This window comes from Pseudomonas sp. S2_B07 (assembly GCF_054668435.1).
The window spans coordinates 571617-597241 of the sequence record NZ_CP162769.1 but is presented as its reverse complement, the minus strand read 5'-3'; the positions used below and the strand labels follow the sequence as shown (position 1 = coordinate 597241).

19 protein-coding genes and 1 tRNA gene are annotated in these 25625 nt (G+C 59.9%); 11 read left to right on the top strand and 9 right to left on the bottom strand.

Annotated features, from left to right (window positions below; translation table 11 throughout):
* Positions 1–118: 118 nt before the first annotated feature.
* From AB4N43_RS02795 to AB4N43_RS02785, 3 genes are all read left to right on the top strand, one after another.
* Positions 119–1786 carry a VRR-NUC domain-containing protein gene (locus AB4N43_RS02795; protein WP_460153100.1) on the top strand — a complete coding sequence of 556 codons (1668 nt, stop codon included), beginning with the start codon at positions 119–121 and terminating at the stop codon, positions 1784–1786.
* Complete coding sequence (locus AB4N43_RS02790; protein ID WP_059183097.1) at positions 1783–4062, top strand: ATP-dependent DNA helicase; 2280 nt, start codon at positions 1783–1785, stop codon at positions 4060–4062. The genes AB4N43_RS02795 and AB4N43_RS02790 overlap by 4 nt, the downstream gene beginning before the upstream one ends.
* A gap of 128 nt (positions 4063–4190) precedes the next feature.
* The gene (locus tag AB4N43_RS02785; protein ID WP_460153098.1) at positions 4191–5090 is read left to right on the top strand and encodes a zeta toxin family protein; all 900 of its coding nucleotides are present in this window, start codon (positions 4191–4193) and stop codon (positions 5088–5090) included.
* On the opposite strand, the gene AB4N43_RS02780 is transcribed toward AB4N43_RS02785, so the two are convergent.
* A complete protein-coding gene (locus AB4N43_RS02780; RefSeq protein WP_410921714.1) occupies positions 5071–5823 on the bottom strand; it encodes a DJ-1/PfpI family protein in 753 nt (250 codons plus the stop codon). The two genes, AB4N43_RS02785 and AB4N43_RS02780, sit on opposite strands and share 20 nt — an antisense overlap.
* 147 nt (positions 5824–5970) lie before the next feature.
* On the opposite strand from AB4N43_RS02780, the gene AB4N43_RS02775 reads away from it, so the two are divergent.
* Positions 5971–7893 carry a hybrid sensor histidine kinase/response regulator gene (locus tag AB4N43_RS02775; protein WP_027923202.1) on the top strand — a complete coding sequence of 641 codons (1923 nt, stop codon included), beginning with the start codon at positions 5971–5973 and terminating at the stop codon, positions 7891–7893.
* Between the two features lie 69 nt (positions 7894–7962).
* On the opposite strand, the gene AB4N43_RS02770 is transcribed toward AB4N43_RS02775, so the two are convergent.
* The 6 genes from AB4N43_RS02770 to AB4N43_RS02745 all read right to left on the bottom strand — a co-directional run bounded on the left by AB4N43_RS02770 (position 7963) and on the right by AB4N43_RS02745 (position 13584).
* Positions 7963–8439, bottom strand: coding sequence for a hemerythrin domain-containing protein (locus tag AB4N43_RS02770; RefSeq protein WP_027923201.1), 477 nt, complete (start codon positions 8437–8439; stop codon positions 7963–7965).
* Between the two features lie 276 nt (positions 8440–8715).
* Positions 8716–9012 (bottom strand): hypothetical protein, encoded by a 297-nt coding sequence (locus tag AB4N43_RS02765; protein ID WP_059182974.1) that lies wholly within the window; start codon positions 9010–9012, stop codon positions 8716–8718.
* 188 nt (positions 9013–9200) lie between these two features.
* Positions 9201–10544 carry a cation:proton antiporter gene (locus tag AB4N43_RS02760; protein WP_410921540.1) on the bottom strand — a complete coding sequence of 448 codons (1344 nt, stop codon included), beginning with the start codon at positions 10542–10544 and terminating at the stop codon, positions 9201–9203.
* A gap of 45 nt (positions 10545–10589) precedes the next feature.
* Positions 10590–11201: a Yip1 family protein gene (locus AB4N43_RS02755; RefSeq protein WP_460153095.1), complete on the bottom strand. Its 612-nt coding sequence runs from the start codon at positions 11199–11201 to the stop codon at positions 10590–10592.
* Between the two features lie 151 nt (positions 11202–11352).
* Positions 11353–12210 (bottom strand): SDR family oxidoreductase, encoded by an 858-nt coding sequence (locus AB4N43_RS02750; RefSeq protein WP_460153093.1) that lies wholly within the window; start codon positions 12208–12210, stop codon positions 11353–11355.
* A gap of 219 nt (positions 12211–12429) precedes the next feature.
* Positions 12430–13584 (bottom strand): MalY/PatB family protein, encoded by a 1155-nt coding sequence (locus AB4N43_RS02745; protein WP_059182971.1) that lies wholly within the window; start codon positions 13582–13584, stop codon positions 12430–12432.
* A gap of 310 nt (positions 13585–13894) precedes the next feature.
* Between AB4N43_RS02745 and fdnG the strand changes: the two genes are divergently transcribed.
* The 7 genes from fdnG to AB4N43_RS02710 all read left to right on the top strand — a co-directional run bounded on the left by fdnG (position 13895) and on the right by AB4N43_RS02710 (position 22967).
* Positions 13895–16960: a formate dehydrogenase-N subunit alpha gene (fdnG, locus tag AB4N43_RS02740; protein ID WP_460153091.1), complete on the top strand. Its 3066-nt coding sequence runs from the start codon at positions 13895–13897 to the stop codon at positions 16958–16960.
* Positions 16961–17896, top strand: a complete 936-nt coding sequence (gene fdxH, locus AB4N43_RS02735; protein WP_059182968.1) for a formate dehydrogenase subunit beta — start codon at positions 16961–16963, stop codon at positions 17894–17896.
* On the top strand, positions 17893–18546 hold the full coding sequence (locus AB4N43_RS02730; protein ID WP_027923192.1) for a formate dehydrogenase subunit gamma: 654 nt from the start codon (positions 17893–17895) through the stop codon (positions 18544–18546). Before fdxH ends, AB4N43_RS02730 begins: the two co-directional genes overlap by 4 nt.
* A 4-nt stretch (positions 18547–18550) precedes the next feature.
* The gene (gene fdhE / locus AB4N43_RS02725; protein ID WP_410921543.1) at positions 18551–19477 is read left to right on the top strand and encodes a formate dehydrogenase accessory protein FdhE; all 927 of its coding nucleotides are present in this window, start codon (positions 18551–18553) and stop codon (positions 19475–19477) included.
* A gap of 53 nt (positions 19478–19530) precedes the next feature.
* Positions 19531–20961, top strand: coding sequence for an L-seryl-tRNA(Sec) selenium transferase (gene selA / locus AB4N43_RS02720; RefSeq protein WP_460153088.1), 1431 nt, complete (start codon positions 19531–19533; stop codon positions 20959–20961).
* A complete protein-coding gene (selB, locus tag AB4N43_RS02715) occupies positions 20958–22865 on the top strand; it encodes a selenocysteine-specific translation elongation factor (RefSeq protein ID WP_460153086.1) in 1908 nt (635 codons plus the stop codon). Before selA ends, selB begins: the two co-directional genes overlap by 4 nt.
* A gap of 6 nt (positions 22866–22871) precedes the next feature.
* Positions 22872–22967 (top strand) — tRNA-Sec (locus tag AB4N43_RS02710).
* Between the two features lie 45 nt (positions 22968–23012).
* Here the strand turns inward: AB4N43_RS02710 and phaC are convergent.
* On the bottom strand, positions 23013–24716 hold the full coding sequence (gene phaC, locus AB4N43_RS02705; RefSeq protein WP_460153084.1) for a class I poly(R)-hydroxyalkanoic acid synthase: 1704 nt from the start codon (positions 24714–24716) through the stop codon (positions 23013–23015).
* A 134-nt stretch (positions 24717–24850) separates the two neighbouring features.
* Positions 24851–25597, bottom strand: a complete 747-nt coding sequence (gene phbB, locus AB4N43_RS02700) for an acetoacetyl-CoA reductase (RefSeq protein WP_027923187.1) — start codon at positions 25595–25597, stop codon at positions 24851–24853.
* Positions 25598–25625 lie beyond the last annotated feature (28 nt).

Genomic DNA, 25625 nt, shown 5'->3' with positions numbered 1-25625 from the left:
TGGCAGAAAGTTCGATGCCCGCCCGAAAATGACCGAATAACGCCGCCGCTTATCTTTTTCCGTTTGCACCACACGGTGGGTAGCTGTTATCTGTACGCATAACCAGTACTCGCTTGCCATGGCGCTTTTCCTTGTGACTGCAAATCCCCTCGATGACCCGTTCTATTACCTCAACAACTTCATGCAAGTGCTTGACTGGCTTGAACATCGTTATGCCGATGTATTAAGTGTAGAAGAGCAAGCGTTCATCGGTGATTTCACTCGGCTACCCAAGGCGTCGCGGGGGCTGCTGGTCAGGATGGTGATGCGTAAGGGTGTGCATTTCAGGGCCGGCAAACTGAGTTATGCCGAAATCGGTGACATCGTCAGCGCGGCCGAACCGTTGCTGGCGGCAGGCTGGATCTCTGATGAGTCGCCGTTGCACATCGGGGAGTTGTTCGACGTGCTGCTCAAGGCCGAGATTGTTCACTGCCTTGGCGCTGCGATTGATCAGCCCAAAGGCAAAAAAAGTGACTGGCTGCCGCTGTTAAGCGAGCTGTTTCCAGAACCAAAAAGCTTTGCCCAATGGTGCCCGGCACTGGATGACCGGCTGTTCACCCTGACCATCATGGACCTGTGTGACCGGCTCCGACTGATGTTTTTCGGCAACCTCTATCAGGACTGGTCCGAGTTCGTGCTGGCCGACCTTGGCATCTTTACCTACGAAAAAGTTGAATTCAGCGCCGAATCCCGGGGTTTGCGCAGCCGTGACGACGTGGACGCCTGTCTGTTCCTCCATCAGTGCCAGCAGCATTTCGAAGCGGGTGAGCCGCTGGCAGCCATCGTCGAGCAGGTCAACGGGCTGATACTCGGCAACCCGTGGTTGCAGCGTCGACGTGGCAAGTTGCTGTTCCAGATCGGTCAGCACTGCGAGCGTATTGCCGATTTCTCCAGCGCGCTGACAATCTACCGCGATTGCGCCTATCCCGGCGCTCGGGTGCGGATGATTCGTGTGCTGGAGCGCTGCGGTGAGTACCAGCTCGCCCTGGACCTGGCGAACCACGCACAGCAGTTGCCGGAAAGTGCCACCGAGCATCAGCATTTACTGCGTGTACTGCCCAGACTGCGTCGCAAACTCGGCGGTCCGGCGCTCAAGCGAGCCGCCCCGCGGCCCATGCAACGGCTGGATCTGCAGTTGCCCAGAACCGATCTGGCGCTGTCGGTGGAATATTACGTACAGGCGCATCTGGAGGAAGAACAGGCACCGGTGCATTACGTCGAGAACAGCCTGATCAATTCGCTGTTTGGGTTGTTGTGCTGGCCGGCCATTTTCGCGCCGCTGCCGGGGGCGTTCTTTCATCCGTTCCAGCGTGGGCCGGTTGACCTGTTGAATGAAGACTTTTGCGCGCGCCGTGCCGAGCTGTTCGAGGCATGCCTGGCCGAACTCGATGACGCTCGTTACCGGCAGACGATTCGCGAACGTTATGCCGCCAAGTGGGGCGTGCAGTCACCGTTCGTGTTTTGGGGCATCCTGAACGAAACGTTGCTGGATCAGGCGCTCGATTGTCTGCCGGCAGAACATCTGAAGCACTGGTTCAATCGCCTGCTGCTGGACATCAAGGCCAACCGTGCCGGCATGCCCGACCTGATCCAGTTCTGGCCGCAGCAAAAAACCTACCGCATGATCGAAGTCAAAGGCCCGGGCGACCGCCTGCAAGACAACCAATTGCGCTGGCTGGAATTCTGTCATGAGCATCAGATGCCCATCGCGGTCTGCTACGTGCAATGGGCGGAGCAGAGCGCTTGAGCTATAGCATCGCGGTCCGGGCCCTGTGTGAATTCACCGCCAAGGTCGGCGACCTGGACTTGCGTTTCACCCCGTCACCGACGGCGCTGGAAGGCATCGTCGGGCACCGCACGGTCGCGTCCCGGCGCAGTGACGGATATCAAAGCGAAGTGGCCCTGGAAGGTACGTACAAAACCTTGAGCGTGAAGGGCAGGGCGGACGGTTATGATCCAGCTCAAAACTGCCTGGAAGAAGTCAAAACCTATCGTGGCGACCTGAGCAAACAACCGGCCAACCACCGACAGCTGCACTGGGCGCAGGCCAAGATCTATGGCTGGTTGATGTGTCGCAAGCTGGACCTGGCGCAGATCAACCTGGCGCTGGTGTATTTCGACATCGTCAGCGAAAAGGAAACCTGTCTGGTCGAGGCGTTCAGCGCGGCGCAACTGCAGCCGTTCTTCGAACAACATTGCGCGCTGTTTCTGCACTGGGCCGAGCAGGAAATGGCCCATCGCGATGTGCGCAATCAGGCCGCGCAACAATTGGCGTTTCCCCATGCGGGCTTTCGTCCGGGTCAGCGTCACCTGGCCGAATCCGTGTTCAAAGCCGTCAGTACCGGGCGCTGCCTGATGGCGCAGGCACCGACCGGCATTGGTAAAACCGTGGGCACGCTGTTCCCGATGCTCAAGGCTCTGGCGCCGCAAAAACTCGACAAGGTGTTCTTTCTCACCGCCAAGACGCCGGGACGCAAGCTCGCGCTGGATGCGGCGCAGGTGATCCTGCAAAGCACCGGTGCACCGCCGCTTCGAGTGTTGGAGATGATCGCCCGGGACAAAGCCTGCGAGCACCCGGACAAAGCCTGCCACGGCGAATCCTGCCCGTTGGCGCGAGGGTTCTATGATCGATTACCCGCCGCTCGCCAAGCTGCCAGCCAATTGAGCCTGTTGAATCAGGCGGCCTTGCGCGAGGTGGCGCTGGCCCATGAGATCTGCCCTTATTATCTGAGCCAGGAAATGGCCCGTTGGGCAGACGTGGTGGTCGCAGACTACAACTATTACTTCGATTTCAGTGCGTTGCTGTTCGGTCTCGCCCAAGCCAACAACTGGACGGTCGCGGTGCTGGTCGACGAGGCCCACAATCTGGTGGAGCGCGGCCGGCAGATGTACAGCGCCAGTCTCGACCAGTCGACCCTCAACGGCGTGCGCAAAACCGCGCCTGAAGTACTGAAAAAATCCTTGCAGCGGGTCAACCGGGAATGGAATGCCCTGCATAACCAGCAACCCGGTGCGTATCAGGCGTACGACAAGGCACCGGAAAAACTGCTCCAGGCTTTGTTTACATGCAACGCGAGCATTGGCGACTACCTCAACGATCACCCGCAGGGACTGGACAGCACGCTGCAAAGTTTCTACTTCGAGATGCTGCAGTTTTGTCGGGTCGCCGAACTTTTTGATGAACAATTCCTGTTCGACATCAGCAAACGCGACCTCGACCGCCAGCGTCCGTTGTCGCAACTGTGCCTGCGCAACGTCGTGCCGGCCGGTTTCATCCGTCCACGCCTGACCGCTGCGCGCAGCACAGTGCTGTTTTCGGCGACACTGAGCCCGCGACATTACTACAGCGATTTGCTGGGCACCCCGGCGAACACGGTATGGATCGACGTGGAATCACCGTTCCATGCCGACCAGTTGCAGGTGCACATCGTCAGCCAGATCTCCACACGCTTCGTTCATCGGCAGGCGTCGCTTGAGCCGATTGTCGAACTCATCGCCCGACAGTTTGGCCAGCGCCCCGGCAACTACCTGGCGTTTTTCAGCAGCTTCGACTATTTGCAGCAAGTCTTGCAGTTACTGGCCGAGCGTCATCCGCATATCACGCTGTGGTCGCAATCCCGGGGAATGGGTGAAGCGCAGCGCCAGGACTTTCTCGACCAGTTCACCGCGCACAGTCAGGGTGTCGGCTTTGCGGTGTTGGGCGGTGCATTTGGTGAGGGTATCGATTTGCCGGGCGCACGGTTGATCGGCGCGTTCATCGCCACACTGGGCCTGGCGCAATTCAACCCGATCAACGAACAGATTAAACACCGCATGACCGCCATTTTTGGTGCCGGTTATGACTACACCTACCTGTTTCCAGGCGTACAAAAAGTGGTGCAGGCGGCAGGACGGGTGATCCGCACCCAGCAGGATCAGGGGGTGGTGATGCTTATTGATGACCGGTTTGGCGAGAGCAAGGTTAAACAGCTGTTCCCACGTTGGTGGTCGGTTGAACCGACGCATTTTCGCGCTATCGAGTAGGAATATTCCTTTTAAAAAACAGTGATATATCTTGAAAGACACACCGATTTGAACAAACGCCCAATCGGCGCTTTATTGAAAGGGCAGGTCATCACTTCCAAGCGATTCTTTGATAAGGAAATCAAGGTATGTCACTAACGCCGCAATACGTTTACACCCAGGAGCAGGTCACTGCCGCCTTCAATGAGATCAAAGCGACGTTGTTTCGCGGCATCACTGCCCAGGCGACGCCCAAAGTCCTGATCGTTGCCGGTTTGCAAGGCTCGGGCAAAACCTATCTACTGGAAAAAAACCTTCTGCCTTCAAAGCGCTATGAGCATTTTGTTCGCCTTTATTTGCCCGAGTATCGAGAAAAACACCCCCAATACGCCGAGATGATCAAGCGTGGCGTCCTGCATGCGTATAAGCATACGGAAGCTTTTCTCCGGGAGGTCAGCGGTAAGATTTTCACTGAAGCCTTCACCCTCAAATACAACATCATCATGGAATGCGCGTACGACAGCCTCGACTTCGCCACTTTTCCTCCCTTGGCAACCGCCGCCGGTTATCAGTTCGAGACACATATCGTTGGATGCATTCAAGCGTTCGCTCACGTGTCGAGCATCAAAAGAGCGCTGAGCAGCCTGGAAAAAAAGGAACTGGAAAGGTTCGTCACGCTCGCCTCCCTCGACGCCAGCATGAGTAATGCACAGGCGATCATCCTGGCTTTTGAAACCGCTTCCAAAGCGGTGAGCGGCTCACAGATCACGGTGTATGAACGCGGCCTCGGCGGGTTGAAAGAGCGGGTGTCGCGCTTCCAGAAGACTTATACCAAAGACGCGACCGAGGTAACCCCTCCAACGGCTCCGACCGCGTACAGCACCTATGCCGACATCATCAATAACCACGTCTACACCAAGAGGGAGCGTGACGAGATGCTGAAGGAATGCCACCTGGCATTACTCAAAACCCAGGCACACGCCACACTGGTGCCTGACTTCGTTTACAACGACCTGTATGCCTACATCGTCAAATACGTGTACCGATAAGCCGTACCCATTCGGCGGCAAAGCGATGACAGTCTCCCGGCCAGCGAGCGGTCAATAACTGGCCATCGCTGACGACAAAACCTCGTCGTGGCTGGTCCGCCGAATCACGTACGGCGAGAAAGGGGCCCCGCAGGAAATCTGCGGGGCTGGAAAGGGCGGCAGTGACTTGCGCCTCGACCGTCTGCGGGTAAGTTCGGTAATAACGACCAAGCCAGGGCGCGGTCATTGCCCAGGCAGGCAGCTCCATGGTGTTGGCTAGCAACGCGGTAACCTTGCGACCCCGAAGTACAGATAATCCAGTTTCGGGGTAGAGGGTGCGGGCCAGCAGCAGAACACCGTGACACACTGCGGCCACCGGTTTGTCTGCGTAAAAAAAGTGCAGGGCGATCCGCTGTGCCTGAGCAGATTCCAGCAAGCTGCGCATGCCCTTGGCATGGCCACCAGGAATCAACAACCCGTCGAACTTGCTCGGGTCCACAGCGTCATAGGACAGCGGTTTACGAAATGATGCGTCTTCGGTCATTTGCCTGTAGCTGGCAAGGTCGGGCTTGCGTGTCATCAGCAACGGGTTGAGCGGACCAAAGCCAATCTCCACCAGGCGCGAATCGGCGTAGGCAGGCAACCCCTGCGGTGTGGCAAAACGTACCTCGATCCCGGCGCTGCGCATCGCTTGCCAGGGCACGCTGCTCTCGGTCGGGTCGTAGTCGCAGGTCGGCAATAACATCAGGATCATGGAGGCGCCTTTTATCTGCCGGAAATGGCCGTTGGCGTCGAGCATAGGTGGTCTGCAGCCTGTACTCCACTGAACAAGCGAGTTGTGGCTTTCCAAACCCATGGTTTGCCGCATACTCCATAAAAACGATAGTCGCGAGTGTGATCGATGAGTGATGTGCCGTCCAAAACCAACTCCATCGAGGAGATGCGTTTTCGCCTGCTGATTGATGCTGTGGTGGACTACGCGATCTACATGATCGATCCCGATGGCATCATCACCAGCTGGAACTCCGGCGCCCGGCGTTTCAAAGGCTACGAGGAAGCGGAGATTCTCGGCCAGCACTTCTCGCGGTTCTATACCGAAGAAGATCGACGTGCCGGTTTGCCCCAGCGCGCACTGGACACGGCCATTGATGAAGGCCGTTTCGAAGGCGAGGGCTGGCGGGTGCGCAAGGACGGTACGCATTTCTGGTCGCACGTGGTGATCGACCCCATTCTCGACCCGACCGGCAAGTTGCTGGGGTTCGCCAAAATCACTCGGGATCTCACCGACCGTAAAATGGCCGAGGAAACCCTCAAGCAAAGCGAGCAACAGTTCCGGTTGCTGGTGCAAAGCGTCACTGATTACGCCATCTATATGCTCGCTCCGGATGGATGCCTGACCAACTGGAATCAGGGCGCCCAGCGCATCAAGGGCTACCGGCCCGAAGAGGTCATCGGTAAACACTTCTCGATGTTCTATACCCCTGAAGACCGAGAAGCCGGTGAACCGCAACGGGCATTGGAAACGGCCATACGAGAGGGACGATTCGAAAACAAGGCCTGGCGCGTGCGCAAGGACGGTACACGGTTTTACGCTCATGTCGTGGTGGACCCGATCTGGGGCGATACCGGCACGCTGCTGGGTTTTGCCAAGATTACCCGCGATATCACGGAGGCGACCCTGGCCCAGCAAGACCTTGAGCGAACCCGCGAGGCGTTGTTCCAGGCGCAAAAAATGCAGGCCATCGGCCAACTCAGCGGCGGGATTGCCCACGACTTCAACAACTTGTTGACGGTGATCCTTGGCAACCTTGAGATCGTGCGCAAACGCGTCGCTGATGATCCGAAGGTCATGCGGCTGATCGACAACGCCACCCAAGGCGCCTTGCGCGGTGTTTCCCTGACCCAGCGCATGCTGGCGTTCGCCAGACGTCAGGAACTCAAATCCGAATCACTTCAAATACCCGGATTGATCGAGGGAATCAGCGGTCTGTTGCGCAGCGCTCTCGGCCCGTCAGTGCAACTCGAGACCCGCTTTTCACCAGGATTGGTGCCGGTCATGGCGGACAATAATCAGCTCGAACTGGCGGTGCTCAACCTTGCCACCAATGCCCGCGATGCCATGCCCCATGGTGGCAAAATCGTCATCGGCGCCCAGACTGAAGAGGTTCACGAACATTGCGCGCTAGCCCTGGCGCCGGGCCAATATGTTTGCATGAGCATCACCGATACGGGCGATGGCATGGATGCCGTTACCCTGGCGTCGGCAATGGACCCTTTCTTCACCACCAAAGGCGTCGGCAAAGGCACCGGCCTCGGGTTGTCGATGGTTCATGGATTTCTCGAACAACTGGGCGGGCGATTTATCCTCAAGAGCCAGGTGGGCAGTGGCACTCGAGCCGAACTGTGGATACCTGCCGCCACGACGGCTTCGATCATTCCCGAGGTTGCCGATGACGAGGCAGTGTCCCCCGAGTACAGGCTGTGCGTCTTGGTCGTGGACGACGACAGCCTGGTGTTGACCAGCACCGGCCTGTTGCTCGAAGACCTCGGCCACCGGGTGATCAGTGCGACATCCGGCGCCCAAGCGTTGGAGCTGTTCGCGAGCACGCCGGGTATCGATCTGGTCATTACCGACATGGCCATGCCGCTGATGAATGGCGCACAACTGGCACACGCGATCCGGATCCTGCAGCCGGACCAGCCGATTGTCCTTGCCACGGGGTATGCCGAGCGGCTGGAAGGCTTTGCGGTCGAACTGCCGCGGTTGTCCAAACCGTTTACTCAACTCAACCTTGTTGAAATCATTGCCCAGGCCATGAAGTGACAACGGGTAACTTGTGGCGAGGGAGCTTGCTCCCTCGCCACCGATACAGCGTCGAGTTTAAGTGAATGTTCAAGCGGCGAGATTACGGTCGCTCAGTTCTTTTTTGTACTGAACCTTCAGCGTTTCCATCTGCGCGCCCAGTTCGTCCAGCGTCGCTTTGCCCAGCAGTTTTTTCGCCTGCGGGAACATCTCGGTTTCTTCCTCTTCGATGTGGTGTTCCAGCAGTTCCTTGACCACTTTGACTCGACCGGCAAACTCCGGGGTGGAAGGGTCGGTGACTTTCAGGTCCGGTAGCACCAGCGAGTCCACGGTGCGGTGCTCTTCCTTGGCTTCGTAATACATCACGTCCTGCTCCTTGCCGCCGGCCTTTTTATAAGCCGGGTACAGGACTTCTTCCTCAAGTCGCGTATGAATGCTGATTTCCATCTCAAGCTTGGCCAGCAACTCCGTGCGTTTTTTAACGCCGCGCTCAGTGGATTCGCTCAGTTGGCTCAAGATGCCTTTTACACGTTCATGGTCAGCTTTCAACAGATCGATGGCGTTCATGGTCAAGTCTCTCAAGTCGTCACGGGGATGAGCGCACACGGTCTCAGTGGCCGATAGTCGCTTGAGGGAATAGAGCAGGAGTCGTGCCGATTTTTGGCTGGAATCAACCGTCTTTTAAATCAATTAGTTAAGCCGCCTAATGGGCAACTTCACCCGTGCAGGCTGCATGAGTCCGGCATTTGCCTCATGCAGTTCGCAGTGCCGCACGAGCAACCCGGGCAACGCGTCGTTTCGGAGGCAAAAAAAAACCCGGCAATCGCCGGGCTTCTTTTACGCTCAGGCTCGGTGTTCAAGTTGCTGGCGCAGAGGATGAGAATTGCTGACGGACAGCGGAATCGGCGGGAAGTCCTCGTTGAGCAGGCGCAAATGCTCAATCGCTTCCTGAAACTTCAAATCGGCTTTACGGCGTAATGCGCGATAGCGATCAAACAGTTCCACATCCAGATCGCCGCCATCAAGCATCTCGAACGCACATCGGCTCAGGTCCTGGGCCTCTTCGAACATCTGACGGTTACGTTCCAGGGCGAATGCCCGGCAGGCTTTGATTTCATCGGGGGAGGAACATTCGATCATGACCGGCACCTTTTTCTTTTCCAGGGTTCCTTTGAATAGGCGTCGTTGCCACAGTGGAACCGAACCTGTCGGAGCCCGCGCGACACAAACACAGCGGGATTGAATATGTGACTGCCGGGAGAAAAAGGGATTTCAATTTTTTGCAGGTGAAAATTCGATAAATCCGCAGATGAAATGCAGAGAAAAAATCAAATAATCTGTTTTTTCAGGCGTTCGTAACGGGCGAGGGTCGGCTGGGTGGTGATGCCGTGAATCAGGATACTCAGCGCGACCACCGATAAGGTCAGATCAGTGCACAGCGACGCAACCGACTGCCCGAGCCCGTGGTTCAACGCATAAAACAGATAATAAAGACTGCCGATGCCGCGTATGCCGAACCAGCCGATCAAGGCTCGCTGACGCCAGTCAAGCAAGCGGCCCCAAGGCATGACGGCCACACTCAGCGGTCGTATCAGGCAAAACAGCACGCCACCGATGGGCAGGGCGCGCCAATCCCAGTGGGCAATCAGCACCACGCCCAGCAGCGTGACCAGAAACACCTCCATGGCCCGCTCCACGAGGCCGCCGAAGGCGAGCATGTCACTCATCATGATGCCCGCCGCCACCTGGCCGTCCTCCAGATGGTCGGTGTCGCCACGCATCGCATGTTGCGGTTCGACATTCTGATGACCCACCACGGGCTGGACCAGATGCTCGGCGGGCTCTTGCGATTCGCCCGTGGTACTGACTTCGGCCTGACGCAAGCCGAGGCCGGCGGCGAACACCGAGAGAAATCCATAGGCATGAATAGCTTCGGCCCCGACATAGGCCAGGGCAATCAATGCAAGGGCGAGGTAGTCATTCGGCGACAGCGTACTGTCATCATTCTGGATACGCAGCGTCAGCGTCACGCGCCCGATGCCGCGCCCCATCCAATAACCGGTGAGTAAACCGGCAGGGACGGCCCAGAGCAGACTGTTCAGCGCCCAGTGGCCCAGCCAGCCGGGATCGCCGTCGTGTTGCAACAACAGCAATCCTAGAATCACGAACGGAAACGCGATGCCATCGTTGAGCCCGGCCTCGCCCGACAGACCAAAGCGCACCCGGTCGTCATCCCGTGCATCGTTGACCTGTACGAGGGCAGCCAAAACCGGGTCGGTCGGCGCCAAAATCGAGCCGATCAGGACCGAGGCGCCCCACGATACGCCGAAGCCGTAGTGCAACAGCAGGCAGACGCCGCCAATGGTCAAGACCATGACCGGCCCGGCCAGCCCGACAGCGATTCGCCAGGTCTTGTCCTTGAGCGGCAGGCGCAATTTCAGCCCGCAGACGAACAACGAAAAGAGCACCGCGACTTCTGTCAGGTGCTCCATCCAGTCAGCGGCGTCATTGGTGTTGAGCTTCAGCAAACCAAGTGCACCCGGTCCGATGGCCACGCCCAGCACCAGACACACCGCCGAGGTGGTCACCGGCATCCAGCGCAGGTACGACGACGTCAACGCCAGTGTCAACAGCACGGCACCCAGCACCGCCACCCATAGAATGAAGCTCATGTCTTAACTCGCCGGGCAGGAGGTGCGGTACAGGAATTGAGGCGATCACCCAACCGTTGCGCGCAGGTATTCAGGCGACAGCAGGTTGAACCACACCAGAATCATTTCCACCAGAATAGTCACTAAAACCAACAAGCCCACGCCCCACACGCTGGCGGCATACAGCAGGCCTTGTTCCTTGCGCTCGTGCATGAAGGTCGGCAAACCGATAAACAGCAAGAACGTCGAGTAGATCGACGCGGCGCCTAGCACCAGAATCGCGAGCCAGCGACTCGGGTACAGCCCGGCGATGCCTGCCAGGAAGAACGGCGTCACGGTATACGCGGCAAACCCGATGCATTGATTGAGGGTAGGGCGCGCGTCAAACGTGCGCGACATCCAGCGGATGAAACCGCCCATCACCGCGACGCCGGCAACAATAGTCATGTACAGCAACACGCAGAGCTGCAGGGCGCTGGCACTGCTGAGCTTGACCGTTTCGTTCTCGGCCAGGCTCCAGCCGACATAGGTGGTCCCGATAAACAGGCACACGGCGGGGATCAAGGCGAGCAGCAGCAAATGAGCGAGATAGTGGCGCGGCTGCGCTTCTTCTTCGCGACGGATATCAGTCCACGCGAAGTTCGGTTGGGTGAAGAGTTTCACGATAGGTGCGGACATGACGACCTCCTCAGCGGCCCGTGATGGGGGCTTAACACTATTGAGGGGGGATATTCGCCGGGGGTTCATTTTTTCCGCTGAAACCCGCGCCCTGTAGCAGCCTTCGGCAACTGCTACAGGGGCCGGTTTCGGCAGCTGCTACAGGTCGGGTTCACAGGATCGGCTTGCCGCCCGTGATGCCGTAGCGTTGGCCGGTGATGTAACTGGCCTCATCCGATGCGAGCAACACATAAATCGGCGCCACTTCCACCGGTTGCCCTGGCCGCCCGAGCGGGGTCTCTGAACCAAAATGCTGCACTTCGTCATCGGGCATGGTCGAGACAATCAATGGCGTCCAGATCGGCCCCGGCGCCACGCTGTTCACCCGGATGTTTTTCGGCCCGAGCATCTGCGCCAATCCACCGGTGAAATTGGCAATCGCGCCCTTGGTGGTGGCGTAGGCGAGGAGAGTGGGTTTGGGCAGGTCCGAGTTCACCGAACTGGTGTTGATGATCGAACTGCCGGCCTTCATGTGTTTCAGTGCCGCCTTGCAGATCCTGAACATGGCGGTGATGTTCACGTCGAAGGTCATCACCCATTCTTCGTCCGTGATGTCCTCGATGCTGTCGTGGCTCATCTGGAACGCGGCGTTATTGACCAGAATATCGATGCGCCCGAACCGCTCGACCGTCTTGTCGACCAAGGCCTGGCACTGGGTTTTGTGCGCGATGTCGCCGGGCAGCAGCAGAGTTTGACGACCGGCCTGTTCGACCCAGTTCGCAGTTTCCTGCGCGTCTTCGTGTTCATTCAGGTAAGCAATGGCGACGTCTGCGCCTTCACGGGCGAAGGCAATGGCCACCGCACGGCCGATGCCGCTGTCGGCTCCCGTAATCAGGGCGATCTTGCCCTGCAACCGGCCCGAGCCTTTATAGGACTGTTCGCCACAGTCAGGCACCGGGTGCATGATGCGCTGCGAACCGGGGACGGCTTGCGGTTGTTTGGGGAAGGGGGGGTTTGGGTAGTCAGTCATCTTCAATCTCCGGATTCAAGGCAATCGGGTCAAAGGGTTGACCCTGGGGTTTTGTCTTGAGTTCGGTTGGATTTGAGGTGCCGACAATTCCAAATTCCCCACACATCCCCCTGTAGGAGTGAGCCTGCTTGCGATAGCGGTACACCCGTCAGCATTTATGTCGACTGACTCTCAGCTATCGCGAGCAGGCTCACTCTTACAAGGGAAATGTGGTGTGGGTCAGGTCCTGCGATTACGCAAGCTGCGCTCCATCCGCGCGATACCTTCTTCGAGCAACGCCCGTGGGCAACCGAAGTTCAGACGCACGAACTGCCCTGCGTCATCGCCGAAGTCCAGGCCCGGGCTCAAACCGACTTTGGCTTGCTCGAGGAAGAACTGCTGCGGGTTGTCCAGGCCCAGCGCCGAGCAATCGAGCCACGCCAGGTAGGTGCTTTGCGGCACGTTCATGGTGACGCCCGGCAGGCGGGTGCGAACGGCGTCGACCAGGTAATCGCGGTTGCTTTGCAGGTACGCGCTCAGTTCCGCCAGCCACGGCCCGGCTTCGCTGTAGGCGACGCGGGTGGCTTCCAGGCCCAGCGGGTTGACGCTGTCGACCATGCCGCAACGGGCGTGGTTGACCTTCTCGCGCAGGGCGCGGTCCTGAATGATCATGAACGAGGTTTTCAGGCCGGCGATGTTGTAGGCCTTGCTTGCTGACATCAGCGTGATCGTGCGCCGGGCAATGTCCGCGCTCAGGGTCGCCATCGGCACATGCTTGCGTCCGTCGAAACACAGCTCGGCGTGGATCTCGTCCGAGATGATCCAGGCACCCTGTTCCAGGCAGATGTCGGCAATCGCTTGCAGCTCTTCGCGCGGGAAGGCTTTGCCCAGCGGGTTGTGCGGGTTGCTCAGCAGCAAGGCGCCGCCACCTTGCAGCGATTGTTTGAGGGTGGAGAGCGGTGTGGTGTAGGTGCCGTCCGCCTGCGCATCGAAATTCAGCTCGACCTTGTTCAGGCCCCAATGCCCCGGCGCGTGACGCAGCGGCGGATAGTTAGGCACTTGCACCACAACGTTCTGGGGCGGCTGGACCAGCGCTTTCAGGGCCATGTTGAAACCCGACTCGACCCCCGGCAGGAAGATCAGCTCTTGCGGCTCGACACGCCAGGCGTATTTGTTCCAGAGGTCGGCGACGATGGCGTCGCGCAGGTCATCCGGGGCCACGCTGTAGCCGACCATCGGGTGTTCCAGGCGTTTTTGCAGGGCCCGGATGATCATCGGCGGCGCGGCAAAATCCATGTCGGCCACCCACATCGGCAGCACGTCGGCCGGGTAGCGGCTCCATTTGGTGCTACCGGTGTTATGGCGGTCGAACACCTGATCAAAATCGAAAGTCATGCGCGGTCTCGTAACTACGGGCTGGTAATGGTCGCCATGATAATCGCCAATCCCTGTGGGAGCGAGCTTGCTCGCGATGAGGCCGCTACAGTCGGCATTGAGGGGGGCTGATACACCGCTATCGCGAGCAAGCTCGGCTCCTACAGGTTTTGTGGTTTGGCTGATGTCCCGGCGTGCCCGACGGTCGGTTTTCACACCGGGCGCGTCGGCGTTGTCTAGAGTTTCTAGTGTCGGCAGCCCGACTGCCGTCACCGTGATTGATTGAAAAGTCCGGCAACGTCCCGGATTTCCACCTGATCAGGAGTGCACGATGGACCTCAGCCGTCGTCAGTTCTTCAAGGTCGCTGGTATCGGCCTTGCAGGCTCGAGCCTGGGCGCGTTGGGCATGACCCCGACGCTGGCCTTTGCCGAGCAGGTGCGTCACTTCAAGCTTGCCGCCACCCATGAAACCCGCAACACCTGCCCGTATTGCTCGGTCGGTTGCGGCTTGATCATGTACAGCCAGGGCGATACGGCCAAGAATGTCGCGCAAAGCATCATCCACATCGAAGGTGACGCCGACCACCCGGTCAACCGCGGCACCCTGTGCCCCAAAGGCGCGGGCCTGCTGGATTTCATTCACAGCCCCGGTCGCCTGCAATACCCGCAGGTGCGCAAGCCCGGCAGCAGCGAGTGGACGCGCATCTCCTGGGATGAAGCGCTGGACCGCGTCACCGACCTGATGAAGGCCGACCGCGACGCCAACTTCATCGAGAAGAATGCCCAAGGCCAAACGGTGAACCGCTGGCTGACCACCGGTTTCCTCGCCGCCTCAGCGGCATCGAACGAAGCGGGCTACCTCACCCACAAGGTCATTCGCAGTCTCGGCATGCTGGGGTTTGATAACCAGGCGCGTGTCTGACACGGCCCGACGGTGGCAAGTCTTGCCCCGACGTACGGCCGTGGTGCCATGACCAATACCTGGACCGATATCGCCAACGCGAATCTGGTTCTGGTGATGGGCGGCAACGCAGCAGAAGCGCACCCGTGCGGTTTCAAATGGGTGACAGAAGCCAAGGCGCACAACAAGGCGCGGCTGATCGTGGTCGACCCGCGATTCACCCGTACGGCCTCGGTGGCCGACTATTACGCGCCGATTCGCACCGGCACCGACATCGCCTTCATGGGCGGGCTGATCAATTACCTGCTGACCGAGGACAAGATCCAGCACGAATACGTGCGCAACTACACCGACGTGTCGTTCATCGTCAAAGCCGGTTATGGCTTCGAGGACGGGATCTTCAGCGGTTACGACGTGGCCAAGCGCAGCTACACCGATAAATCCGGCTGGGGCTATGAACTCGGTGAGGACGGCTTTGCCAGGGTCGACCCGACCCTGCAAGACCCACGCTGCGTCTATCAACTGATGAAGCAGCATTACAGTCGCTATAACATCGACCTGGCGAGCCAGATTTGCGGGATGCCGGTCGATGCCATGCAAAAAATCTGGGATGAGATCGCCACGTGCTCGGTGCCGGGCAAGACTATGACCATCCTGTATGCATTGGGCTGGACCCAGCACTCGATCGGCTCGCAGATCATCCGCAGCGCGGCAATGGTGCAATTGCTGCTGGGCAATGTCGGCATGCCCGGCGGTGGCGTGAACGCCTTGCGCGGACACTCCAACATTCAGGGCCTGACTGACCTTGGCTTGCTGTCCAACTCGCTGCCGGGTTACCTCACCTTGCCGACCGACGCCGAGCAGGAATACGCCGCCTACATCACCAAACGCACGCAAAAACCGTTGCGTCCGGGGCAACTGTCCTACTGGCAGAACTACAGCAAGTTCCACGTCAGCCTGATGAAAGCCTGGTATGGCGGTAACGCCTCGGCTGAGAACAATTGGGCGTACGACTACCTGCCGAAACTGGACATTCCCAACTACGACATCCTCAAAGTGTTCGACTTGATGGGCCAGGGCAAGGTCAATGGCTACATGTGCCAGGGCTTCAACCCCATCGCGGCGTTGCCTGACAAAAACCGGGTGATGGCGGCGCTGGCCAAGTTGAAATGGCTGGTGGTGATGGACCCGCTGTCCACCGAAACCTCGGAGTTCTGGCGCAATGTCGGGCCGTACAACGATGTCAAGAGTGCCGACATCCAGACCGAAGTGATTCGCCTGCCCACCACCTGTTTTGCCGAGGAGGACGGCTCGCTGGTCAACAGCAGTCGTTGGCTGCAATGGCACTGGAAAGGTGCCGACGGGCCGGGTGAAGCACAAACCGACATCCGGATCATGGCCGAACTGTTCCTGCGCCTGCGTCAGCGTTATGAAGCGAAGGGCGGCGCCTATCCCGATCCGATCCTGAAACTGTCGTGGCAGTACAAGGTCCCCGACGAACCTTCACCGGAAGAACTGGCCAAGGAAATCAACGGCTACGCCACCACTGACTTCACCGATGCCACGGGCGCGGCGATCAAGGGCAATGCGCAACTGGCCGCGTTCAGCCAGCTCAAGGACGACGGCAGCACCGCGTCCGGTTGCTGGATTTTCTGTGGCAGCTGGACCGAAACCGGCAACCAGATGGCCCGGCGCGACAACAGCGATCCGTATGGCATGCACCAGCACCAAGGCTGGGCGTGGGCCTGGCCAGCGAACCGGCGGATTCTCTACAACCGCGCCTCGGCCGATCCACAAGGCAAGCCCTGGGACCCGAAAAAACGCCTGGTGTGGTGGAACGGCAAGGTCTGGGGCGGCACCGACGTGCCCGACTACAAGGCCGACGTGCCACCGGAAGCAGGGATGAATCCGTTCATCATGAACCCCGAAGGCGTGGCGCGGTTCTTCGCCGTCGACAAGATGAACGAAGGCCCGTTCCCCGAACACTACGAGCCGTTCGAAACGCCGATCGGCATCAACCCGCTGCACCCGACCAACAAAAAAGCCACCAGCAACCCGGCGGCGCGGATCTTCGATTCGGTGTGGGATTCTCTCGGCGTGGCCAAGGATTACCCGTACGCGGCCACCAGTTACCGCTTGACCGAGCATTTCCACTTCTGGAGCAAGCACTGCAAGCTCAACGCGATTGCCCAACCGGAGCAGTTTGTCGAAATCGGCGAAGTGCTGGCCAAGGAAAAAGGCATCGTCGCCGGCGACCGTGTGCGGGTCAGCAGCAAGCGCGGGCACATCGAAGCGGTAGCGGTGGTGACCAAGCGGATTCGTCCGTTGCAGGTCAACGGCCAAGTGGTGCACCAGATCGGTATCCCGCTGCACTGGGGGTTTACCGGGCTCACGCGTCACGGTTACCTGACCAACACCCTGGTGCCGTTCCTCGGCGATGGCAACACACAGACCCCGGAATCCAAGTCATTCCTGGTCAACGTGGAGAAAGTCTAGATGGCCAGCCAAGACATCATTGCCCGTTCGGCCACCACGACTGTCCCGCCTTCGGTGCGCAATCAGGAGGAAGTGGCCAAGCTGATCGACACCACCAAGTGCATTGGCTGCAAGGCGTGTCAGGTGGCTTGTTCTGAATGGAACGAGCTGCGCGACGACGTCGGCCACAACCTCGGCACCTACGACAATCCGCAGGATTTGAGCGCAGAAACCTGGACCCTGATGCGCTTCACCGAGCATGAAACCGACGCCGGCAACCTTGAATGGCTGATCCGCAAGGACGGCTGCATGCATTGCGCCGAACCCGGTTGCCTGGCGGCGTGCCCCAGCCCCGGCGCGATCATCAAACACGCCAACGGCATAGTCGATTTCGACCAGGACCACTGCATCGGCTGCGGCTATTGCATCACCGGTTGCCCGTTCAACATTCCACGGATCTCGCAAAAGGATCACAAGGCGTACAAATGCACCTTGTGTTCGGACCGGGTTGAAGTCGGACTGGAACCGGCCTGCGTGAAAACCTGCCCGACCGGCGCCATCGTCTTCGGTACCAAGGAAGACATGAAGGAACATGCGGCCGAACGGATCGTTGATCTTAAAAGCCGTGGTTTTGAAAACGCTGGCCTCTACGACCCGGCCGGTGTCGGCGGTACTCACGTGATGTACGTGCTGCACCACGCCGACACGCCGCAACTGTACGCCGGGCTGGCGAAAGACCCGGCGATCAGTCCGTTGGTGGGGCTGTGGAAAGGCGTGAGCAAACCCTTGGGCTTGCTCGCGATGGGCCTGGCGGTGCTGGCCGGGTTCTTCCATTACGTGCGCACCGGGCCGCAGGTGGTGGAGGAGGATGAGTTGCCGCCGCTCAAGGACAACGCGGTGCACGAAGTCGATCCATCGGTGCATACCTTTGATCCGCGCGGGGAGGACAGACCATGATCCGCAAACAGATCCTGCGCTACACCGCTGGCCAGCGCACCAATCATTGGCTGGTGGCGATCCTGTTTTTCATGGCCGCATTGTCCGGGCTGGCGCTGTTTCATCCGGCGCTGTTCTGGCTCAGCAACCTGTTTGGTGGTGGCCCGTGGACGCGCATCCTGCATCCCTTCATGGGCGTGGTGATGTTCGTGCTGTTCCTCGGGTTGGTGTTTCGCTTCTGGCGGGCCAACTTCTTCATCCGCAATGACGGCTTGTGGCTCAAGCGGATCGACAGGGTGATTCAAAACGAGGAGGAGGGCGTGCCGCCCATTGGCAAGTACAACCCCGGACAGAAGCTCCTGTTTTGGACCTTGTTGGCCTGCATGCTTGCGCTGTTGTTGACCGGACTGGTCATCTGGCGCGCGTATTTCAGCGATTATTTCGGCATCACTGCGATTCGCTGGGCCATGCTGCTGCACGCGTTGGCGGGGTTTGTGCTGGTGTTGAGCATCATCATCCACATCTACGCCGGTATCTGGATCAAGGGCTCGGTCAGCGCCATGGTGCATGGCTGGGTCAGCCGCGCCTGGGCAAAAAAACACCATGAACTCTGGTACCGCGAAGTGACGCGCGACGAACACCCCGATCCGCCGATCAGCAAAAAAGGATAAGCCCTTGGCGACGATTCTTGAACCTGGAGAGATTGAAGCGGCGGCGAGTTCACCGCCGTTTCTGTACCTGCCGCCGCACAACCTGTTCACCTTGCGTGCCTTGAGGCTGGAACGATTGGCCGAAGGGCATCCGCTGGCCGATTACCTGCGTCTGGTGGCCGGTTTGTGTCATGTGCAGCAGCGCCTGATCGACGCTCCGCCAGTCACCACCTTGCCTGATCCTGAACGCATCAAGGTCTGCCAGGCGCACGGCCTGCCACCGTTGGCCGCCGACACATTGGTGCGCGAGGGCCATTGGTTGCCGTACCTTGACGCCTTGTTGCAGCACTGCCCGCCAGCGCCGCAACCGGCGGTAGCGAAAGCCCTGGCGACGTTGCGCAGTACCGACGCCGGGCAACGCAAGGCCTGGGCGGTGGCGTTGGTCAGCGGCCAGTTCACGCTGTTGCCCGCGGGGCTGGTGCCGTTTCTTGGCGCCGCGTTGCAAGCGGCCTGGAGTCATTGGCTGCTGAGCACGCCGGACCTCGCGCTGAAACCCGGCGACAGCCTCAATCAATGCCCGGCCTGCGGTTCACCGGCGATGGCCGGGGTGATTCGCCATCGCGGTAAACACAACGGTTTGCGTTATCTGGTGTGCTCCTTGTGCGCCTGCGAATGGCACGTGGTGCGGGTCAAGTGCGTGTATTGCGAGCAGAGCAAAGGCCTGGAATACGTCAGCCTCGATGACGACCGCCACGCTGCCAATCAAGCGCCATTGCGCGCCGAAACCTGCCCCGGCTGTCGCAGTTACCTGAAACAGCTCTACCTGGAAAACGACGCAGAAGCGGAAGCGCTGTCGGCAGACTTGAGCAGCCTGATGCTCGACATGCGCCTGGAACAGGAAGGCTACCTGCGTCCCGCGCCGAACCTGCTGCTGGCCCCCGGAGGCGACTGAACACTCAACGGCTACACTCAGGCGCGACGGTCTATCGTTTCCAGGAGCGCCTGATGCCTTCACCTTCCGCCAGTCAAACCTTGCGGCTGCCTTCCATCGACAGTCTGTTGCGCCATCCCGCCTGCCAACCCCTGGCCGAGCGTTATGGGCGTGACGCGCTGCTGGGGAGCCTGCGGCAATTGCTCGATGACTTGCGCGAACCGGTGCTGACCGGGCAACTCGATGCCGTGGAAATAAGCCCGCAGGTCTTGGCGGGGCGGGCCGGTGAGCGTCTGGCCCGGCATCACCAAAGTCATGTGCGCCGGGTGTTCAACCTGACCGGCACGGTGCTGCACACCAATCTAGGCAGAGCGCTGCTCCCGGATGTCGCCATCGAAGCCGTGCGAATGGCCGCACGTTATCCGCTCAATCTTGAATTTGATTTGAGCAGCGGCAAACGTGGCGACCGTGATGACCTGATCGAAGGCCTGATCCGCGAACTCACCGGCGCCGAAGCGGTGACCGTGGTCAACAACAACGCGGCAGCGGTGCTGCTGACGCTCAACAGTTTAGGCGCGCGCAAGGAAGGGATCATTTCCCGGGGCGAGCTGATTGAAATCGGCGGCGCGTTCCGCATTCCCGACATCATGGCGCGGGCCGGGGTTCGCCTGCATGAAGTCGGCACCACTAACCGCACCCATGCCGGTGATTACGAGGCGGCCATCGGCCCGCGCAGCGGTCTGGTGATGCGCGTGCACGCGAGCAACTACAGTATCGAAGGATTCACCGCACGGGTGCCGACCGCCGAACTTGCGCAGTTGGCACACCGTCATGGATTACCGCTGCTGGAAGACCTTGGCAGCGGCAGCCTGCTGGACCTGACCCGCTGGGGCCTGCCCGCCGAACCGACGGTGCGCCAGGCGCTGCTCGATGGCGCGGACATCGTCACTTTCAGCGGCGACAAATTGTTGGGTGGCCCGCAGGCGGGGTTGATTGTCGGGCGCAAGGACCTGATTGCGAAGATCAAGAAGAACCCACTCAAGCGTGCGCTGCGGGTCGACAAACTGACCCTGGCCGCGCTCGAAGCGGTGCTGGGGTTGTACCGCGACCCGGATCGCCTGGCCGAACGCCTGCCGAGCCTGCGCCTGCTGACTCGCCCGCACGCCGACATCCTCGCGCAAGCCGAACGGCTGCAACCGTCGCTGGCCCACGTTTTGGGTGAAGGCTGGAGCGTCAGTGCGCTGCCGGCGCTGGGCATGATCGGCAGCGGCAGCCAACCGGTGGCGCGCTTGCCGAGTGCCGCGTTGTGCCTGCGGCCTAACGTGTCCAAACGTCTGCGCGGCCGGCAGTTGCTGGGGCTGGAAGCCGCGTTCCGTCAGTTGGCCATTCCGGTACTGGGCCGCATCGACGACGACGCGCTGTGGCTGGATCTGCGCCAACTGGACGATGAAGTTGCATGGCTGGAGCAACTCAATCAGTTAGCCGTCGAGGGACGGGCAGGGTGATCGTCGGCACCGCAGGGCACATCGATCACGGTAAGACTGCGCTGTTGCAGGCGTTGACCGGGCAGGCCGGTGACCGGCGCCGGGAAGAACGTGAACGCGGCATGACGATTGATCTTGGCTACCTGTATGCCGCGCTGGAACCGGGCGCGGAATTGACCGGGTTCATCGACGTGCCCGGTCACGAACGTTTCACCCACAATATGCTGGCCGGGGCGCAGGGCATTGATCTGGTGGTGCTGGTGGTCGCGGCGGATGACGGCGTCATGCCGCAGACCCGCGAACACCTGGCGATTGTTGAACTGCTGGGCATTCCCCGGGCGCTGGTGGCGATCACCAAGTGCGACCGGGTCGAGCCAGCCAGGGTGCAAGTCGTCCATGAGCAGATGACCACGCTATTGGCGCCCGGCCCCTATGCCGATGCGCCGCAAATCGCGCTGTCGAGTGTGAGCGGGGAAGGTGTCGAGACGCTGCGTCAGGCACTGCTCGACGCACAGCGTGACGTGCATCAACGCAGTACCGACGGCGGTTTTCGTCTGGCGATTGATCGCGCCTTCAGCGTCGCCGGCGCCGGTATTGTGGTGACGGGTACGGCGTTGTCGGGGCAAGTGACGGTGGGCGACACACTGGTGTTGAGTCCATTGGGCAAACCTGTTCGAGTGCGCGGTTTGCATGCGCAGAATCAGGCGGCGAACACCGCGGTTGCCGGCCAACGCGTGGCATTGAACCTGAGTGCAGAGCGCCTGGCGCTGGAGCACATCCACCGTGGTCAATGGTTGCTGGCGGAGTGGCTATCTGCGCCGACTCAACGACTGGACATCAAGCTGCGTTTGTTGGCCAGCGAAGCCAAAGCCTTCGAACATTTTCAACCGGTGCATGTTCACCTTGGCACTCAAGACGTGACGGGGCGGGTGGCGTTGCTGGAAGGTGCGAACCTCGCGCCGGGCGGGCGGATGTTTGCGCAAATCCTGCTGAATGCCCCGGTGCACGCGGTGAAAGGCGATCCGTTGATCCTGCGGGATCAGAGCGCCCAGCGTACCCTCGGCGGTGGTCGGGTGCTTGATCCGTTTGCCCCGACCCGACACCGTCGCAGCCCCGAACGACTGGCGCAACTTCAGGCGCTCGCCACCCGCCATTCGCTGGAGGAACTCCTGCCGGCCTTGTTGGCCAACAGCGACAGCGGCCTCGATCCACGGCAACTGGAGCGCCAGTTCAACCGTCCGCGCGGGACTTGGGTGTTACCCGATGACGTGCGCTTGATCGAGACCCGCCAAGGTCCGCTGCTGTTCAGTTCGGCCCGCTGGGAAGCCCTGAAGGCCCCTTTGCTGGAACACCTCGCACGCTTTCATGAACTTGAGCCGGATCAAATGGGCCCGGACCGTGATCGCTTGCGTCGCTTCACCGCCACCACGCTGGAACGCCCGACCTTCCTCCGTCTGCTCGACGATTTACTCGCCAGCGGCGCTATCGCCACCAGCGGACCCTGGCTGCATTTACCCGGTCATCAAGTGCGCCTGAGTGAAGAAGACGAGGCCCTGTGGCAGCGCTTGCAACCGTTGTTTGAACAGGCCGCTTTCGATCCGCCATGGGTGCGTCAACTGGGGCATGACGAGGCGAGCGTGCGCCTGCTGTTGCGCAAAATGGCGCGGCTGGGGTTGCTGCATCAAGTGGTGCGGGACCTGTTCTACACCGACGCGATGATCCGTCGATTGGCGGCTATGCTGTTGCAACTGGCCGAGCACGACCCGGTGATTCAGGTCGCGGCGTTTCGCGATGTGGTCGGCCTGGGCCGCAAGCGCAGCATTCAGATTCTGGAGTACTTTGACCGCATCGGCCTGACTCGACGCCTGGGCGACAAACGCCAGATCCGTCTCGACAGTGCCTTGGCGCAAAAAGACCACCACTGAGTTCAAGGAAGGCAATCGCGCCCGGTGGCGCGGCCGGGCTTCAAACCCGGTTGGGGACGGCATCCGTTCCCGGGCAGGTTCGACTCCGGCTGCCTTCCGCCATTTTTTTGCTGAGCGGGCTTGCGAGGCGCCGAACAGGCTCGTGGCTTATTGCATCACATATCGCCCGGGTGCCGACTCCAGCGCCGGGTATTGCGCATTCCCGGTGTGCAGCACCGACGGCTGGCGCTCACCGGCATGTTCGTCGAGCCAGGCGAACCAGTCATTCCACCAGCTGCCGGAATGCTGCTGCGCGTTCATGAACCAGGTTTCGGGGTTTTTGGAGAGTCGGTTATTGGTCCAGTAGTGACGTTTTTCCTTCGCCGGTGGATTGATCACCCCGGCGATATGCCCCGAGGCGCCGAGCACAAAGCGCTTGGTCCCGCAGAGCAGCTCGGTGCTGGCATAGGCACTTCTCCACGGCACGATGTGATCGTCATGGGTGGCGAGGATATAGGCGGGCGCATCAATGGCGCGCAGGTCCAGCTTGACCCCGCAACAGTCCAGCTCGCCTGACTTCAAGTCGTTCTGCAAATAGGTGTGGCGCAGGTACCAGCAATACATCGGCCCAGGCAGGTTGGTGCTGTCGTTGTTCCAGAACAGCAGGTCCAGAGCCATCGGCTTCTGGCCCTTGAGGTATTTGTCGACGTTGTAGTTCCACCACAAATCGTTGGGACGCAATAGCGAGAAGGTATTGCCCATGTCCTCGCCCTTGAACAGGCCGAGGGGGCCATTCACGCCGCCGATGGTGCGCTCGCGGTAGGCCACCAGTTGTTCGTCGACGAAGATGTCGATGGGGCCGGTGTCGAGGTAATCGAGGAATGTGGTCAACAGGCTTATGCTGCCGACCTCTTTGTCCCCGCGCGCCGCCAGTACTGCCAGCGCCGTACTCAACAGTGTGCCGCCGATGCAGAAACCCACGCAGTTGGGACGTTGCTCGCCGCTGATTTCGCGGGTGACCTGCAAGCCTTTGATGATGCCGGTTTCGATCAGATCATCCCAGGTGGTGCCTGCGTGTTCCTGGTCGAAGTTGCGCCACGACATCAGAAACACCGGATGCCCTTGTTTCAACAGATGGGCAACCATCGAGTTGTCCGGTCGCAGGTCGAGTATGTAGAACTTGTTGATGGCGGGCGGTACGACAAAAACCGGGCGCCGGTACTGGGTTTCGCTTTGCGGGTAGTACTGAATCAGCTGGAACAGTGCGTTCTCGAACACTACGTCGCCGGGGGTATTGGCCACATCGACGCCTACCTTGAACGCGCCGCTGTCGCAGTGGCGCATCTTGCCTTCTTGCAAGTCGCTGGCCAGGTGCAGCATGCCGGTGAGGAGGCTGCTGCCTTGGGTGTCGACGACCCGTTGCAGCGCATCGGGATTACTCGCCAGAAAGTTGCTGGGGGCGCCGGCAGCGATGGCTTGTTCCACCAGGTAGAGCAAGCGCTGGCGCGGCTTCTTGTCCTTGATCGGCAGCTTGTCGAGCAGTTTCAGCAGAAAAGCGGCGTTGAGCAGGTAAAACGCGGCGAGTGAGCCGAACAGGGGATCACTCCAGTTTCCGCTGGCGAAACGGCGGTCTTCAAAGGCGAAGGGCTGACCGGTCAACATACGGTGGCCGAGGTCGCTCCATTGCAGCTGATAGTCCGACTGAAGGCTGTCCAGGACATCGCGCGGCAGCTCGAACCACTCGTTGTACTCCTGGCCGTCAAACCACGGATTAGTGCTGACCCACACACGTAATTGTTGCACTGCAAAGGATGCAATGAACGGAACCTGGCCTGACCAGTAGGTGTTGAAGGTGTGTGCGTTGTTGTCCATGGAACTCCTTGCCCATATACGTAAAACGGGCAGAAAAAAAACAGCGGCGCCGGACTTCGGCACCGCGTCAGCAAGCACGCAGGCAGTTTTGAGTCTTTAGCATCGAGCGAGAGCTGGGGGCCATGCCCACAGGTCTACTGCATGTTCATGCCGCCGTTGACCGAGAAGTCGGCACCCGTGCTGTAACCCGACTCGCCGGACGCCAGCCAGGCCACGATCGAGGCGATTTCTTCGGGTTGACCGAGGCGCCCGACCGGTGTGGACGCAATCATGGTGTCGAGAATGTCCGGGCGGATGGCCGCGGTCATGCTGGTCTGGATGTAGCCTGGCGAAACGGTGTTGACGGTCACGCCCTTGCCGGACACTTCCCGGGCCAGTGCCATGGTGAAACCATGGATGCCGGCTTTGGCCGCGCTGTAATTGGTCTGGCCGAACTGGCCACGCTGACCGTTGATCGAGGAGATGTTGATGACCCGTCCCCATCCCTTGGCCAACATCCCTTCGATCACTTGCTTGGTGGTGTTGAACAAGCCGCTGAGATTAGTGCCGATCACGGCGTTCCAGTCTTCGGGGGTGAGTTTGCGAAAGGAGGCATCGCGAGTGATTCCGGCGTTGTTGACCAGCACATCGACCGGTCCGAATTGCTCCCGCGCGCCCTCAAAGGCCTTTCGCGTTGATTCCCAATCGGTGATGTCGCCATAGATGCATTCGAACTGATAACCCGCTACCAATTGAGCGGCGATCCAATCGTTCTTGCGGGCTGAATCAGCGCTGCAACCCACAATGACCTTGAATCCCTCGGTGTACAGGCGTCGGCTGATTGCCGTACCAATCCCACCCATACCACCGGTGACCAACGCAATACGACCAAGCGACTTCATAGATTGCTTCCCTTTTATTTTTTGCGCT

Coding starts and splice junctions, on each gene's coding strand:
- AB4N43_RS02795 (WP_460153100.1), top strand. CDS start 119: ATGGCGCTTTTCCTTGTGACTGCAAATCCCCTCGATGACCCGTTCTAT.
- AB4N43_RS02785 (WP_460153098.1), top strand. CDS start 4,191: ATGTCACTAACGCCGCAATACGTTTACACCCAGGAGCAGGTCACTGCC.
- AB4N43_RS02780 (WP_410921714.1), bottom strand. CDS start 5,823: ATGATCCTGATGTTATTGCCGACCTGCGACTACGACCCGACCGAGAGC.
- AB4N43_RS02775 (WP_027923202.1), top strand. CDS start 5,971: ATGAGTGATGTGCCGTCCAAAACCAACTCCATCGAGGAGATGCGTTTT.
- AB4N43_RS02770 (WP_027923201.1), bottom strand. CDS start 8,439: ATGAACGCCATCGATCTGTTGAAAGCTGACCATGAACGTGTAAAAGGC.
- AB4N43_RS02765 (WP_059182974.1), bottom strand. CDS start 9,012: ATGATCGAATGTTCCTCCCCCGATGAAATCAAAGCCTGCCGGGCATTC.
- AB4N43_RS02760 (WP_410921540.1), bottom strand. CDS start 10,544: ATGAGCTTCATTCTATGGGTGGCGGTGCTGGGTGCCGTGCTGTTGACA.
- AB4N43_RS02755 (WP_460153095.1), bottom strand. CDS start 11,201: ATGTCCGCACCTATCGTGAAACTCTTCACCCAACCGAACTTCGCGTGG.
- AB4N43_RS02750 (WP_460153093.1), bottom strand. CDS start 12,210: ATGACTGACTACCCAAACCCCCCCTTCCCCAAACAACCGCAAGCCGTC.
- AB4N43_RS02745 (WP_059182971.1), bottom strand. CDS start 13,584: ATGACTTTCGATTTTGATCAGGTGTTCGACCGCCATAACACCGGTAGC.
- fdxH (WP_059182968.1), top strand. CDS start 16,961: ATGGCCAGCCAAGACATCATTGCCCGTTCGGCCACCACGACTGTCCCG.
- AB4N43_RS02730 (WP_027923192.1), top strand. CDS start 17,893: ATGATCCGCAAACAGATCCTGCGCTACACCGCTGGCCAGCGCACCAAT.
- selA (WP_460153088.1), top strand. CDS start 19,531: ATGCCTTCACCTTCCGCCAGTCAAACCTTGCGGCTGCCTTCCATCGAC.
- phaC (WP_460153084.1), bottom strand. CDS start 24,716: ATGGACAACAACGCACACACCTTCAACACCTACTGGTCAGGCCAGGTT.
- phbB (WP_027923187.1), bottom strand. CDS start 25,597: ATGAAGTCGCTTGGTCGTATTGCGTTGGTCACCGGTGGTATGGGTGGG.